Genomic DNA, 13973 nt, shown 5'->3' with positions numbered 1-13973 from the left:
GGCGGCACACAGCCGCATCACCGGCCCAATTTCTTTCAAACACATGGCAAAACGCAGTTGCCGAGGCTGGGGGTTCGCGCCATGTTAAGGAAAACTGCCGTACAAACACGGTAACTATTGAAACAGGCGGGCAGGGGCCCCACATCCCTTACCTACAGGAGACGGACCAGAAGTTGCCTCGTTGCAGGGACACGGTTCGTTTTGCCAAACGAAGGAAAAGAGCATGCAAGAGCCACTTAACGCTAGCTATCCCGTATTGCCGTTGCGCGATATCGTTGTCTTCCCCCACATGATTGTGCCCCTGTTTGTCGGTCGCGACAAATCCGTGCGCGCATTGGAAGAAGTGATGGCTGACGACAAACAAATCCTGCTGTCCAGCCAGATCGATCCCGGTATCGACGACCCCGACAGCGAGGGCATTTTCAAGGCAGGCGTGCTGGCCAATGTGCTGCAACTGCTGAAGCTGCCCGATGGCACGGTCAAAGTGCTGGTCGAGGGTCAGGCGCGTGTGCGCATCACCGAATACCTTGAGAACGACAGCTTCTTTGAGGCCCGCGCCGAATACCTGACCGAGATGCCCGGCGATGCCGCCACCACCGAGGCGCTGTTGCGCAGCGTGGGGGAGGAATTCGCCCGCTATGCCAAAGTGAAAAAGAACGTCCCCGAAGAGGCGCTGACCGCTGTCAGCGAAGCCTCTGATCCTGCGCGGCTTGCCGATTTGGTGGCGGGGCACTTGGGCATCGAGGTGGACCAGAAGCAAGACCTGCTTGAAACACTCAGCGTGTCCGAGCGGCTGGAGAAGGTCTATGGCCTGATGCAGGGCGAAATGTCTGTCTTGCAGGTCGAGAAAAAGATCAAAACCCGCGTGAAAACGCAGATGGAAAAGACCCAGCGCGAATATTACCTGAACGAGCAGATGAAAGCCATTCAGACCGAGCTGGGTGATGGCGAAGACGGCAAAAACGAAGTTGTCGAGCTGGAAGAGCGCGTCGCCGCCACCAAGCTGAGCAAAGAGGCCCGTGAAAAGGCCGATGCCGAGATCAAAAAGCTCAAGAACATGAGTCCGATGTCTGCCGAGGCGACGGTTGTGCGCAACTACCTCGACTGGATGCTGTCCATCCCGTGGGGTGTGAAATCGCGCGTGAAAAAGGACCTTGGCAAAGCCGAGGCGATCCTCGACGCCGATCACTACGGGCTGGAAAAGGTCAAGGAACGCATTGTCGAATACCTTGCCGTTCAGCAGCGCAGCAGCAAGCTGAAAGGACCGATCATGTGCTTGGTTGGCCCTCCCGGTGTGGGTAAAACCAGCCTTGGCAAATCTGTCGCCAAAGCCACTGGGCGCGAATTCATCCGCATCTCCCTTGGCGGTGTGCGCGACGAGTCCGAGATCCGCGGCCACCGTCGGACGTACATTGGCTCCATGCCCGGCAAGATCATTCAGGCATTGAAAAAGGCGAAAACCACGAACCCCCTCATTCTGCTTGATGAAATCGACAAGATGGGGCAGGACTTCCGTGGTGATCCCGCCTCTGCCATGCTCGAAGTGCTTGATCCAGAACAGAACTCTACCTTTGTGGATCACTACCTTGAGGTCGAATATGATCTGAGCAACGTGATGTTCCTGACCACCTCGAACAGCTACAACATGCCCGGCCCCTTGCTGGACCGGATGGAGATCATCCCGCTGTCGGGTTATACCGAAGACGAAAAGCTGGAGATCGCCAAGCAGCATTTGGTGAGCAAGCAGGTCAAAAACCACGGCCTGAAGGCCAAAGAGTTCGAGATGGAGGACAGCGCCCTGACTGGCATGATCCGCTATTACACCCGCGAAGCGGGCGTGCGGAACCTCGAGCGTGAGATCGCAAAGGTAGCGCGTAAAGCGCTGACCAAGATCGTGCGCAAAGAGGCGGACAGCATCACTGTTACGGGCGACAATCTGGATGACTTCCTTGGCGTGCAAAAGCACCGCTATGGCTTGGCCGAAAAGGATGACCAGATCGGCGTTGTCACGGGTCTGGCCTATACCTCGGTCGGGGGGGAGCTGTTGCACATCGAAGCACTGCGCCTGCCAGGCAAGGGTCGGATGAAGACCACGGGTAAACTGGGCGATGTGATGAAAGAAAGCATCGACGCAGCCAGCTCGTACGTCCGCTCGATCAGCCCGAGCATCGGGGTGAAGCCGCCGGTATTCGACACGATCGACATCCACGTGCACGTGCCAGACGGGGCCACGCCAAAAGACGGGCCATCCGCCGGTCTGGCAATGGTGACTTCCATCGTTTCGGTCCTGACCAAGATCCCTGTACGCAAGGATATTGCCATGACAGGCGAGGTGTCGCTGCGCGGTAACGCAATGCCCATCGGTGGTTTGAAGGAAAAACTGCTCGCGGCGCTGCGGGGCGGGATCAAGACGGTCCTGATTCCCCAAGAGAACGAAAAAGACATGGCGGACATCCCCGACAACGTCAAAGAGGGGCTGACCATCATTCCCGTGAGCCATGTTTCAGAAGTTCTCAAACACGCTTTGGTGACGCAGCCTGACGCGGTAGATTGGGACGAAGCGGCAGAAGAAGCCGCAGCCGCCGCCGCTTTGGCAGCACGTTCCGCAGCGGGTGACACAGCCACAGCGCATTAACCGCAAACGCGTTTCGCAATAGAAAACGCCCCGCAGGCAGCTGCGGGGCGTTTTTCATTTTGGATGGGCCGTTTGGCCTAAGCCACTCACTAAAAACAAAAACGCCCCGCGCATCAGCACGGGGCATCTTTCGTCAAAGGGCGGCAGACCCTTTTGGAATCAGTCGCTCAGCGCAGGGATCATCAGCAGCAGGGCCAGCAAGGCCACCGTCACTTTGCCACTGCTGGAACTTGATGCTTCTTGCACGATGATCGGCGCTTCGATCACCGGATCAGCAAGCGAACCTGCGCTGGCCGCGGTTGTACAGGCGACAAATGCTACGGCTGTCAAAATGTGTTTCAAAGTTAATCCCCTCAATTGGTGTTGCAGCGTAAATGTCACGCTAAATCTTGATATGGTCAAGCCTGACTAGTGCATTTCACGGCAAACCTGCTATGGTTGAAGAAAATATAAAACGTAAAATTGAGTGTAGAGTAGGAAAAACCATGACAACCCCCAAGAAGACGTCGACCAAATCAAAGACCAAAGTCGCAGCACCCACCGCCGCGCCGGTAACGAAGGTCGATACAGACAGCGCGCCCAAAGCGGCGACTGCCACGCCTGCTGTGGTTGAGACGCTGGCGCCTGTGGTTGTCAGCAACGAGATGCGCAAAAAAGAACTGTTCGCACTGGTTGTTGAACGCTCCGGCCACAAGAAAAAAGACGTGAAGCCGATTGTAGAGGCGATGCTGGCCGTTTTGGGCGACGCGCTCTCCGAGCAACGTGAGATGATCCTGCCGCCGTTGGGCAAATTGAAGGTGCAGCGCGGCAAAGAGCTGGCTGACGGCCGTGCGCTGGTGCTGAAACTGCGTCAGAAGACATCGCAATTGACGCCGGCGCCTGCGCCCGTCGCCGCAGAATAACCCTCCGAAACCGGTTTGAAATTGACGGTGCCCCCCTTGCACGGGGGGGCATAAAAAGCTACCTCGCGGGGCAGGGGTGATTAGCTCAGTGGTAGAGCGCTTCGTTCACATCGAAGATGTCAGGAGTTCAAATCTCTTATCACCCACCATCCCATTCCTGATTTGCGCGCCGCCTCGACGCAGACACGGCGGAGGCATCCATGACCCCCTATCCCGAACTCTATATCTTGCGCCACGGTGAAACCGTGTGGAACGCCGAGGGACGCATGCAGGGCGCGCTGAATTCGCCGCTGACGGATTTGGGCAAGGCGCAGGCCGCACGTCAGGCCGCGATCATGGGCACGATTGATTTGCAGGGTTTCGACATTTTATGCAGCCCGCAGGGCCGTGCGTTCGAGACAGCGGCCATCGCATTGGCCCGCCATGTCACCTATCTGCACACCGATCCTGATCTGGTCGAAATCGGCCTTGGCGATTGGGCGGGCAAGCTGCGGTCGGAGTTATCTGTCGGCACCAACTACGTCGAAGGCCCCGACGGCGCGCTGGAACTCTATGAGAGAGCCCCGAAAGGTGAGGGATTTAAAGCGCTTGAGGTGCGGTGCAGTGGTTTCTTGGCAAAATTGACGCGTCCGTCGGTACTGATTACCCATGGCATTACCTCGCGTATGATCCGCGCAATTGCCACCGCAGAGGGCGCGCAGGGCATCCATGACATCGGCGGCGGGCAGGGTGTTGTGTACCATGTTAAAGATGGTGTGCAAAAACGTCTCGAATGAGGCTTGCCATGGTCAGAATCTTTGTCTAAACCGCCCTTATCGGGTCGTTAGCTCAGTTGGTAGAGCGCTTCGTTTACACCGAAGATGTCGGGAGTTCGAGCCTCTCACGACCCACCATTCTCCCTTACAGGGAGGAGACATATTGCCCCCACCAAAGGGCAGCACTGCGCGGTTGTAGCTCAGCTGGTTAGAGTACCGGCCTGTCACGCCGGGGGTCGCGGGTTCGAGCCCCGTCAACCGCGCCACTTCCCACTCCCCTCTTTCTTCTTAAAATCTAACATCCTGTACGGACCTCATGCGATTTCTGCGCGCCACGCAAAGAAATCCCTCAACCCGTCAGATAACCCCTTGACGGTGCGCACCCCGTACAATATCCCGCACAAACGCTTTGAGAGCATACGCACTCAAAGACGCAGCGGGCGGTTGTAGCTCAGATGGTTAGAGTACCGGCCTGTCACGCCGGGGGTCGCGGGTTCGAGCCCCGTCAACCGCGCCACCGCTGCTTGAAAAAGGTCTCCCTCGGGAGGCCTTTTTTTGGTTTCAGGGCAATTGTTTAAAGTGTCGGGCGAAACCCGAACAGGGATTCGATTTCCGGATCAAGCTGGCTGTGCATCCATGCCCGATCGGCTGTTGCCCATTTATCGGGGGCTGGGGCGCGGTCCGTAACGGCGGCGGTCCAGCGGTTGCCCATGCGCCGCGCCACGGGGGCATAGCCTTGATCGGTATAGTCCAGTCCGAATGCCGCGCTCAGATCTGCCAGAAACGGCTGCGGGGCGGCGTTGAATGCATCCAACGAGACATAGACAACCGAAGCGCCCCGCGTCGGCAAAGACAGCAGGGCGCGGTGTTTGAGATTGCGCATGGCAAAGATATTCTCGTACCGCGCACCTGTGACGGGATGGCGGTCCCATTGCAGTTCCTCACCCAGCGGGTGCAGGCGGGGTGCCACACCGTCGAAGTGGCCCAGATCATCCACACATGATTGCCATTCAGCGCGCAAAAATTCCGAAAAGCCCAGCGATTGCACCGCAGGCGCCGCGTGCCACGGGCGTTTATACAGCGAATGCGCCCAGTTTTCGGGGGCGCGCACGGCGCAGATGGTCAGAAAGCTTGGCGGGATCGCGATCATGGCGGGCACGGCGTGTTTCCAGCCCAATGCCTCGGTTCGGCGGATTTGCAGCGCGTCCTGCACGGTCTTGCGGATCACATTGGTGCCACATCCGCGCTCGCCCAACACCTGAAACCTGTTGACGGCGGTGTCATGCGCCTTGTGGATGTGCCAGCCCGTGCGCGCCATGTCGGCGGCCAGATTTGTTGCAAAAGCGTCGAAACCCTGGGGCTTGGGATTGGGGGATATTGTCATTTGACCACTCTCACGGCTTACTGCACCAAACCCGCGCAGTGTGATCAATCGACGGGCAAAAGAAAAGAAGGAAGAGGCATGCAAACAGCCGCAGCAGTCACCATGGTCCGCGATGACGCGTTTTTTCTACGCGCATGGCTGCGCCACTACGGCGAAGTGCTGGGGCGGCAGAATTGTTATGTCATCAACCACGGCTACGGCGAAGAAGTGGCCGAACTTGCCAAGGGGTGCAATATCATCGGCATTCCCGGTGATCCGCATAAGAATTTTGATGTGAAACGCTGGGGCTTGCTCAACAATCTGGTGGGGGGGCTGCGCAAATACTACACCCATGTGATTGTAGGCGATGTGGATGAATTGGTGGTCGTGGACCCTGAACGCGGGCAGAACCTGCAAGAGTATTTGGCCGAGATGCCGGAGAAGCGGGTGCTGACGCCCGTGGGGCTTGAAGTGATCCACCGCGTCGATATCGAGCCGGAGGAGATCACCGACCATATTATCGGGCCGCGCCGCTATGTGCGGCCTGCGCCGCATTACTCAAAGCCTTGCGTCGTCTCGGCTGCGGCCAAAATTTCACGCGGCGGGCATTTCTCGCAATACCCCAAGCTGCACACGCCCGATGACCTATACCTGTTCCACCTCAAGTTTTGCGATTTCGCGCAATACAGCGGCGCGATGGACCGCCGCAACGCGATCACCCAAGAGATGGGCGACGACATCAAAGGCACCTCGATCGGGCGGCACTGGTTCGGCGCAGAGCGCGGCGAGGACCGCGCCATGTTCGAGGCCTTTGCCGAGCGGAAGCTGGAAGAGGGCTTTGATCTGGGATTTATCCGCAAGCGGATGCACCGTTCGTTCAAGGCGCGGGGCGAGACGGGATTTTATGAATTCAACCGTCCCGACATGGACACGCAGTACCAGCTGCCGGAACGGTTTATCGGCGCGATCTAGCGCCGACTAATCTGTAGAGAGCCGAAAGCGGATTAGCCGCGTTTGTCGGCAACCAGCGCCTGCATCTGGTCCAGCGGCAGATAGCCGCGCAGCAACTCGTCGTGCATCACGAAGGTCGGCGTCCCCGAGATAGCAAGGATGCCCGCCAATTCGCGGGTGGCCGCGATCTCGGCTGTGACTTCATCGCTGTTCATGCGGGCCTCAACGGCGTCCATGTCCAGCCCGAAGGTGCTGCCCAAGCGGCGCAGGGAGGGCAGGGTGATCTCGCCCTGAAAGCTCATCAATGCGTCGCCGATCGCTTTGTAGCTGTCGCCGCCCGCGACCTGTTTGACCGCCACGGCAAAGCGCGAGGCAAGCACCGAGGCATCGCCGAGGATCGGCAGCTCTTTTACGATCAACTTGATGTCGCCATCGCTTTCCAAAAGCTGTGCGACCTCGCCGTGGGCGCGTTTGCAATAGCCACAGCGGTAATCAAGGAACTCTACCAGCACGATGTCACCGTCAGGATTGCCCCCGACCCAGGAATAGCCATCGTCAAAGATGGCGGCTGCGTTGGCCGTGACCAGATCAACATCGGCCTGCGCCTGTGCCTGTGCATCGCGCTGTTGCAGGATTTCGACCGCCTGCATGATGACTTCGGGATTATCGAACAGGTAGGCCTGCACCTCGGCGCGGAACACCTCGCGCTCGGCGTCGGTCATAGGGGTGAGGTCTTGGGCAAAGGCGCCCGTGGCAAGGGTGCCCAACAGGGCGGTGGTCGCGATCAGGCGTTTCATGGTTCGGTCACTTTCGTTTTGCAGCTCGTTGGGAAGCAATCAACACATCTTGCGCCCGCTGCCAAGGGCCAGAGCCCCGACCCAGCAGCCCCGAGGCGCGTTTTGCGTGAATGCCTGCGTCTTTCATCCGTCCCCCCAGCGCAAAGCGCTCGGCGGTGATCAGGGCGGCCATGCCGGTCTGGCCTGTCTTGGCATAAGCTGTCGCCAGATCGCGCAGCATCGAGCCGTCGCGATAATCCTGACGGCGCGATTTCTCCAACGCACCCAGTGCCTTTTTGACTTGGCCGTTGGCCAGCAGCGCACGGCCATAGCCCGACAGAACCAGCGGATCATTCGGCGCACGCTGTACCGCGCTGGCGTAAACCTGCACGGCGGCGGCAAAGTTGCGGGTGTCCAACAAAATCTCGGCCTTTTGGTCGCGCAGGAACGGGTCTTTGGGGCGCAGGGCAATGGCTTTGTCTATGGCAGCAAGCGCCTTTTTCGTCTTGGAATTGCGGTGCAGGGCCACCGCTTCGCGCAGGGCGCGGACATCGGCGTAGCCTTCGGATTTCAGCCGCCGCAAGGTCCAGCTGGGCGCACGGGTATGGGCGGTGATCTTGCCCTTCAGACGCGCAAACCAGTATTCGGCGGCGGGGTTCGGGGGCAGGGTGCCGTAACTTGCCACAAACCCCTGCACGGCGCGCATACGATCACGGCTCAGCGGATGCGAGCGCATATAAGGATCTTGGCGTGTGACATTGAGCGTTTCCTGACCCGCAAACAGACCCAGCACATCGGCCAAGCCTTGCGGTGATGCGCCTGCGGCCTTCATATATCTGATGCCCGACTGATCGGCCGAGGCTTCCTCGGACCGTGTATGGGACAGAAACGCACGGCGGGCAGAACTGGCGCTGCCGATGGCGATCCCGCGTGCGGCCTCGGGGCTGCCCGCCGCTGCGGCCGCCGCCGCAAGGGCAAGCCCCAAGCCCGAGATCGTGCGCGAATTCGACAGGTTGCCCAACCGCCGTGCGATATGGCCGTTGGCAATATGGGCGGCCTCATGGGCGATGATGCCTTGCAGCATCGTGGCGTTGACCATTTTATTAATCAGGCCGTAATGCACAAAAATTGCGTCATTGCTGACCACAAACGCATTCATCGAGCTGTCGTTGACCACCAGCACCTTTACCCGCGTAGGGCTAAGGCCCGCCGCCCGCAGGATTGGCGCTGCGATCTGTTTCAGCGCATATTCCATATCCGCATCGCGCAGCAACCCGCGGGCCTGCGCGGGCAGGGCAAGGGACAGGGTCAGCAGCAGCACTGCTATTGACGTGAGGGCGTTGTTCAGGTGAAAGCGCATGACCCGAGTTTAGGAGCGCCTTCATGCGGAATTCAAGCAGATCCCACGTTGATCCCTTTATTGTGATGGATGTCATGCAGGCCGCCGCACAGGCCGAGGCCGCCGGCCGCCATATCATCCACATGGAAGTGGGCCAGCCCGGCACGGGTGCGCCGCGCGGCGCGGCAGAGGCGCTGACCTCTGCCATGGCGGACGGGCCACTGGGCTATACCGTGGCGTTGGGCCTGCCTGCATTGCGAACGCGGATCGCGCAGATGTATGGTGAGTGGTATAATCTGGACCTTGATCCAAGCCGCGTGGTGATCACGTCAGGGTCTTCCGCCGCCTTCATTCTGGCCTTCACCGCGCTTTTTGACAGCGGGGACCGTGTCGGCATCGGCGCGCCGGGCTATCCCAGCTACCGCCAGATTTTGGGTGCTTTGGGGATGACGCCTGTGGACCTGCCTACGGCGGCGGAAAACCGCTTTCAACCCGTGCCTGCCGACTTTGCAAATATGGATTTGCGCGGGCTGATGGTTGCCTCGCCTGCGAATCCCACAGGCACCATGCTGGACCACGCAGCCATGTCCGCGCTGATCGGCGCGTGCCACGACACCGGCGCGTCGTTTATTTCGGACGAGATTTACCACGGCGTCGAATACGAGAAAAAGGCCGTGACCGCGCTGGAGATCACCGACGAGTGTTACGTCATCAATAGCTTTTCGAAATACTTCAGCATGACGGGCTGGCGCATCGGCTGGATGGTTGTGCCCGAGGACCACGTGCGCGTGATCGAGCGGATCGCCCAGAATATGTTTATCTGCGCGCCCCATGCCAGCCAAGTGGCCGCTCTGGCGGCGATGGACTGCAACGATGAATTGCAGGGCAATATGGATGTCTACCGCGCCAATCGCGCCTTAATGCTGGAGGGGTTGCCCCGCGCAGGATTTGACCGGATCGCCCCCCCCGACGGGGCGTTCTATGTCTATGCGGACGTGAGCGAGATCACCAATGACAGTCGCGCTTTGGCCGCCGAGATCTTGGAGAAGGCAGGCGTTGCCGTGACACCGGGCCTAGATTTTGATCCCCTGCGCGGCCACACTACGCTGCGCTTTTCCTACGCGCGCAGCACCGCAGACATTGCCGAAGGGCTGAACCGGCTTGCGGCCTTTATGAAGACCCGCTGAAACGCTGGACCGCCGCGCCTTGGCGGTGGTATGGTGCTGCCAAGGTGCCGCGACATCAACCAGTGGCCACGGAGCAGTGATGAAACGACTTTTTGCCAGCCTGATCTGTGCCTTGTCTGTGTCTTTGGGGGGCTTGCCTTCGAGCGGCGCGGCTCAAGACCTCACGGCGCTGGCCCGCATCACGCCCCAAGGCAGCGCCATCACGGATGGCTGGTGGGGCCGCAGCGACATCACGCTGAACCTTAGCCAAGGCGTGCCGTTCCGCGTCTTTACCCTCGACAATCCCGCACGACTGGTCGTCGACTTCCGCGAGGTGGATTTCACAGGGCTCAGCGCCGCAGACGTGCTCGAGCAGGGGGGGCGCATCCAGGCCATCCGCTTTGGCGCGTTCCAGCCCGGGTGGTCGCGTCTGGTCGCGGATTTATCCGAACCGATGTTGCCGGAGGTGATCGGTATGCCCGTCAACCCCGACACAGGCCGCGCCACGCTCGAGATCACCCTGAAGACCGTCAAGGCAGAGGCGTTCGCCGCCGCATCGGGCACACCCCAGGACCCCAACTGGACCCCCGCCTATCTGGACGCGCCCGTGGCCAAGGCAAAGCCCGATGGCCGCTTTACCGTGGTGCTGGACCCGGGCCATGGCGGCATCGACCCCGGCGCACAAAACGGTGAAACAAATGAGAAATTCCTGATGCTCAGCTTTGCGCAGACCTTGGCGGATGCCTTGCGCCGCGAGGGCGTGGAGGTGGTGCTGACCCGCCGCGAGGATGTCTTTGTCGCCCTTGACGCCCGTGTCGCCATCGCCCAACGGGCGGCGGGCGATATCTTTGTCTCGCTGCACGCCGATAACCTGAGCCAGGGGGGCGCCAAAGGGGCCATCGTCTATACCCTGTCGCAAGACGCCTCGGACGCGGCGACTGCGCAGATGGTGGCGCGGCACGATCGCTCTGACATCGTTGCGGGCGCAGACCTGAGTGACGCAGACGATCAGGTGGCGCAAATCCTGTTGGAGGTCGCCCGCACCGAATCCGCGCCACGCTCTGCCGCGTTGGGGGCGGCTGTGGCCGAGGGTATGAAGGCATCGGGCGGCCCGATGAACCGTCGTCCGCTGCGCGAGGCGGGGTTTTCGGTTCTGAAATCCGCCGACATCCCGTCGGTCCTGATCGAGCTGGGGTTTCTAAGCTCCAAACGTGACCTCGATAATCTGCGCGATCCTGTGTGGCGGGAAAACATGGCGCAGGGCATCGCAAACGGCATCTTGCGGTGGCGCGACGCGGACGCCGCCCGCGCCCCGCTGGTCCGGCAATAGGCACGCCCGCAAAAACCCGCGCAAAAAACGCAATGAAATAGGCGGAGTTGCGCCCTTTTTCCCCGCGCTTGCCTTTTGACGATCTGTGTCGGGGCGGCTATAGAGACGTTAATCAAACAGCCATACAGGAGCTGTCGCGCGTGTTTCGGATGATCCTTTCCTTTTTCGGGGGTATTTTTACCACCCTGACCATGTCGATCGGCATGGTGGCACTGACGATTGGTGCGATTTTCTGGATGTATGGCCGCGATTTGCCCAGTCACGAATCCCTTGCCTCCTACACGCCGCCGACGATCAGCCGGATTTATTCAGGCCAAGGCCGTTTGATTGATGAATTCGCCAAAGAGCGTCGCCTGTTTGCCCCCGCCGATACGATCCCGCCGCTGATCAAGCAGGCGTTCATCAGCGCGGAAGACAAGAATTTCTACGAACACGACGGCTATGACCTGCGCGGCATCGGTGCTGCGGCAGTGGATGCGGTCCGCTCGCGCGGTAAAGACGTGCGCGGTGCCTCGACCATCACGCAGCAGGTGATGAAGAACTTCCTGCTCAGTGGTGACCGCCGTGCAGAGCGTAAGATCAAGGAAATCATCCTTGCCGCCCGCGTCGAAGAGGCGCTGGACAAAGAGAAGATCCTCGAGCTGTATCTGAACGAGATTTTCCTCGGCCAGAACTCTTACGGTGTGGCCGCCGCCAGCCAGACCTATTTCAACAAAACACTGGCCGAACTGGCCCCCCATGAGGCCGCAACCCTTGCCAGCCTGCCCAAAGCGCCGTCCGACTACCACCCCGTGCGCCGCAAAGAGCGTCTGCTCGCCCGCCGCAACTTTGTGCTGCGGGAGATGAAGGAAAACGGCTATATCACCGAGGCGGCTTACGTGCAGGAGCGCGATATGCCGCTGCGCTCGGTCCAGAATGGCGACTTTGACAGCTTCAAGGCCGATCTGCCGCCGCGTGACTACTTTACCGATGAAATCCGCCGACAGCTCTCCGAAGACTTCGGCGAGGGGGAGTTCTTTACCGGCGGGTTGAGCGTGCGTGCCACCATCGACAACGAGATGCAGCCGATTGCCGCAGATGCCCTGCAACGCCAGCTGGAGCAATACGACCGTGGAACAGGCGTGTGGCGCGGCACGGGCCAGACGCTCCCCGCAGAGGCACTGGTGGATGAGCCGACCTGGCGTGCAGCCCTTGCCGATCTGCGCGTGCCCCGCGACATCCGTCTTGAGACACAGTGGTTCCCCGCCGTTGTTCTGGAAGTCAGCGGCAAAGGTGCGCGTCTGGGCATTGAGAGCGTTGAGAACGCCGAGGGCGGCAATTGGGTGCCGCCAAAAGACATGGCATGGGCGCGCAAGCGGCTCGCTAACGGGCGGCTTGGCCCCAAAGGCAAGATCGTCGACGTCGGTGATGTGGTGCTGGTGCGCCGCATGGTCACGGATGCGGACGGCTCTTTCATCCGCTGGACATTGCGGCAGGTGCCCGAAGTGCAGGGCGGCTTTGTCGCGATGGACGTGAACACGGGCCGCGTGATCGCGATGCAGGGTGGCTTTAGCTATCAGGCGAGCGTGTTCAACCGCGCCACCCAAGCCAAACGCCAGCCCGGCTCCAGCTTCAAACCCTTTGTTTTCGCCGCAGCCCTCGACAGCGGCTATACGCCTGCGACTGTGGTTGTGGATGCGCCGATCGAGATTAATACCCCGCAGGGCATCTGGCGGCCGCAGAACTCTTCCAACCGCTACTATGGTCCCACGCCTTTGCGCACAGGGATTGAACAGTCGCGCAACCTGATGACCATTCGTTTGGCCCAAGAAGTGGGCATGAACGTGGTCGGCGATTATGCCGAACGGTTCGGCGTTTACGAGAACCTGTCGCCGGTGCTGGCTAATGCGCTCGGGTCACAAGAAACCACGCTTTACCAGATGGTTGCAGCTTATGCGATGTTCGCCAATGGGGGTGAGCGGGTGGAGCCTACGTTGGTGGACCGCGTGCAGGACCGCTATGGCCGCACGGTCTATAAGCACGACAAGCGCGTCTGCGATGACTGCAAGCAGACCAATCTGCGCGCAGGTGAGGCGCCGCGTGTTGTCTCCAACCGCGAGCGGGTGATGGACCCTGTGACAGCCTACCAGCTCACCTCGATGATGGAGGGCGTGGTCAAGCGCGGCACAGCAAAGAAAACCGTGAACCTGCGGGTGCCCGCAGCGGGCAAGACCGGCACCACCAATGACGCAAAAGACGTGTGGTTTGTGGGCTTCACCTCCAACATCGTGGCGGGCTGCTACATCGGTTTTGACCAGCCGCGCAGCTTGGGTCGGTCGGCCTCTGGCGGGGGCATGTGTGGCCCTGTGTTCCAGCGGTTCATGTCCAAAGCGGTCAAGAAATACGGCGGCGGTAAATTCCGCGCACCTGCGGGATGTGAATTCATCAAGATCGACCGCTTTACCGGCGCGCGCCTTGGATCGGGTGCCAAAGGCAACAACGTCGTGTCCGAATGTTTCCGCGAAGGCGAGACAATCGACTTCGGCATCACCTTCGACGGCGGCTTTGCCATGGGGGCCGATCTGCCGCTGGTGGAAGAGGTCGGCGGGCCAAAGGCCAAAGAGGTCACAACCTCGACCGGTAAAAAGGCCATCGTCGGCCCCAAAGCGGGCTTTGGATCGCTCAGCGCGGGTGGTTTGTACTAAGGCTGGCTTGCCCGCGCTCTGGCGCTGGTCTATCACGGGGGCGGCTCTTGTTTCAGGGGCCGCTTTCTTTAT

Annotated in this window: 11 protein-coding genes and 4 tRNA genes; 11 read left to right on the top strand and 4 right to left on the bottom strand. The window is 60.2% G+C overall.

The window, feature by feature from the left end:
• The first annotated feature begins 223 nt into the window (after window positions 1–223).
• Window positions 224–2635, top strand: coding sequence for an endopeptidase La (lon, locus tag ABMC88_RS14285; RefSeq protein ID WP_349577570.1), 2412 nt, complete (start codon window positions 224–226; stop codon window positions 2633–2635).
• 159 nt (window positions 2636–2794) lie between these two features.
• Here the strand turns inward: lon and ABMC88_RS14280 are convergent, their stop codons facing one another.
• Entirely contained in the window at window positions 2795–2977 is a 183-nt protein-coding gene (locus ABMC88_RS14280; protein WP_349577569.1) for a hypothetical protein, read from the bottom strand.
• Window positions 2978–3120: 143 nt separating this feature from the next.
• Here ABMC88_RS14280 and ABMC88_RS14275 point away from each other — a divergent pair, with 143 nt between their 5' ends.
• From ABMC88_RS14275 to ABMC88_RS14250, 6 genes are all read left to right on the top strand, one after another.
• Complete coding sequence (locus ABMC88_RS14275) at window positions 3121–3537, top strand: HU family DNA-binding protein (protein WP_349577568.1); 417 nt, start codon at window positions 3121–3123, stop codon at window positions 3535–3537.
• A gap of 74 nt (window positions 3538–3611) precedes the next feature.
• Window positions 3612–3686, top strand: a tRNA-Val gene (locus ABMC88_RS14270).
• Between the two features lie 51 nt (window positions 3687–3737).
• Window positions 3738–4313, top strand: a complete 576-nt coding sequence (locus tag ABMC88_RS14265; RefSeq protein WP_349577567.1) for a histidine phosphatase family protein — start codon at window positions 3738–3740, stop codon at window positions 4311–4313.
• Between the two features lie 41 nt (window positions 4314–4354).
• Window positions 4355–4430, top strand: a tRNA-Val gene (locus tag ABMC88_RS14260).
• Window positions 4431–4481: 51 nt separating this feature from the next.
• Window positions 4482–4558: transfer RNA gene (locus ABMC88_RS14255), tRNA-Asp, on the top strand.
• A 174-nt stretch (window positions 4559–4732) separates the two neighbouring features.
• A tRNA-Asp gene (locus tag ABMC88_RS14250) sits at window positions 4733–4809 on the top strand.
• A gap of 57 nt (window positions 4810–4866) precedes the next feature.
• Here the strand turns inward: ABMC88_RS14250 and ABMC88_RS14245 are convergent.
• The gene (locus ABMC88_RS14245) at window positions 4867–5676 is read right to left on the bottom strand and encodes a hypothetical protein (protein WP_349577566.1); all 810 of its coding nucleotides are present in this window, start codon (window positions 5674–5676) and stop codon (window positions 4867–4869) included.
• Window positions 5677–5754: 78 nt separating this feature from the next.
• Here ABMC88_RS14245 and ABMC88_RS14240 point away from each other — a divergent pair, with 78 nt between their 5' ends.
• Window positions 5755–6627: a glycosyltransferase family protein gene (locus ABMC88_RS14240; RefSeq protein ID WP_349577565.1), complete on the top strand. Its 873-nt coding sequence runs from the start codon at window positions 5755–5757 to the stop codon at window positions 6625–6627.
• Window positions 6628–6659: 32 nt separating this feature from the next.
• On the opposite strand, the gene ABMC88_RS14235 is transcribed toward ABMC88_RS14240, so the two are convergent.
• Window positions 6660–7403 (bottom strand): DsbA family protein, encoded by a 744-nt coding sequence (locus tag ABMC88_RS14235; RefSeq protein ID WP_349577564.1) that lies wholly within the window; start codon window positions 7401–7403, stop codon window positions 6660–6662.
• 7 nt (window positions 7404–7410) lie between these two features.
• Window positions 7411–8742 (bottom strand): M48 family metalloprotease, encoded by a 1332-nt coding sequence (locus tag ABMC88_RS14230; RefSeq protein WP_349577563.1) that lies wholly within the window; start codon window positions 8740–8742, stop codon window positions 7411–7413.
• A gap of 23 nt (window positions 8743–8765) precedes the next feature.
• Here ABMC88_RS14230 and ABMC88_RS14225 point away from each other — a divergent pair, with 23 nt between their 5' ends.
• The 3 genes from ABMC88_RS14225 (at window position 8766) to ABMC88_RS14215 (ending at window position 13901) form a co-directional block, all read left to right on the top strand.
• Complete coding sequence (locus ABMC88_RS14225; protein WP_349577562.1) at window positions 8766–9908, top strand: pyridoxal phosphate-dependent aminotransferase; 1143 nt, start codon at window positions 8766–8768, stop codon at window positions 9906–9908.
• A gap of 79 nt (window positions 9909–9987) precedes the next feature.
• Complete coding sequence (locus ABMC88_RS14220; RefSeq protein WP_349577561.1) at window positions 9988–11217, top strand: N-acetylmuramoyl-L-alanine amidase; 1230 nt, start codon at window positions 9988–9990, stop codon at window positions 11215–11217.
• 140 nt (window positions 11218–11357) lie between these two features.
• A complete protein-coding gene (locus tag ABMC88_RS14215) occupies window positions 11358–13901 on the top strand; it encodes a penicillin-binding protein 1A (RefSeq protein ID WP_349577560.1) in 2544 nt (847 codons plus the stop codon).
• Window positions 13902–13973 lie beyond the last annotated feature (72 nt).

Source organism: Sulfitobacter aquimarinus (genome assembly GCF_040149565.1).
GTDB classification, from domain to species: domain Bacteria; phylum Pseudomonadota; class Alphaproteobacteria; order Rhodobacterales; family Rhodobacteraceae; genus Sulfitobacter; species Sulfitobacter aquimarinus.
Note: the sequence above shows the minus strand (reverse complement) of the source record. Positions and strands in the feature narration are given on the sequence as shown.

Coding starts and splice junctions, on each gene's coding strand:
- lon (WP_349577570.1), top strand. CDS start 224: ATGCAAGAGCCACTTAACGCTAGCTATCCCGTATTGCCGTTGCGCGAT.
- ABMC88_RS14275 (WP_349577568.1), top strand. CDS start 3,121: ATGACAACCCCCAAGAAGACGTCGACCAAATCAAAGACCAAAGTCGCA.
- ABMC88_RS14265 (WP_349577567.1), top strand. CDS start 3,738: ATGACCCCCTATCCCGAACTCTATATCTTGCGCCACGGTGAAACCGTG.
- ABMC88_RS14245 (WP_349577566.1), bottom strand. CDS start 5,676: ATGACAATATCCCCCAATCCCAAGCCCCAGGGTTTCGACGCTTTTGCA.
- ABMC88_RS14240 (WP_349577565.1), top strand. CDS start 5,755: ATGCAAACAGCCGCAGCAGTCACCATGGTCCGCGATGACGCGTTTTTT.
- ABMC88_RS14235 (WP_349577564.1), bottom strand. CDS start 7,403: ATGAAACGCCTGATCGCGACCACCGCCCTGTTGGGCACCCTTGCCACG.
- ABMC88_RS14230 (WP_349577563.1), bottom strand. CDS start 8,742: ATGCGCTTTCACCTGAACAACGCCCTCACGTCAATAGCAGTGCTGCTG.
- ABMC88_RS14225 (WP_349577562.1), top strand. CDS start 8,766: ATGCGGAATTCAAGCAGATCCCACGTTGATCCCTTTATTGTGATGGAT.
- ABMC88_RS14220 (WP_349577561.1), top strand. CDS start 9,988: ATGAAACGACTTTTTGCCAGCCTGATCTGTGCCTTGTCTGTGTCTTTG.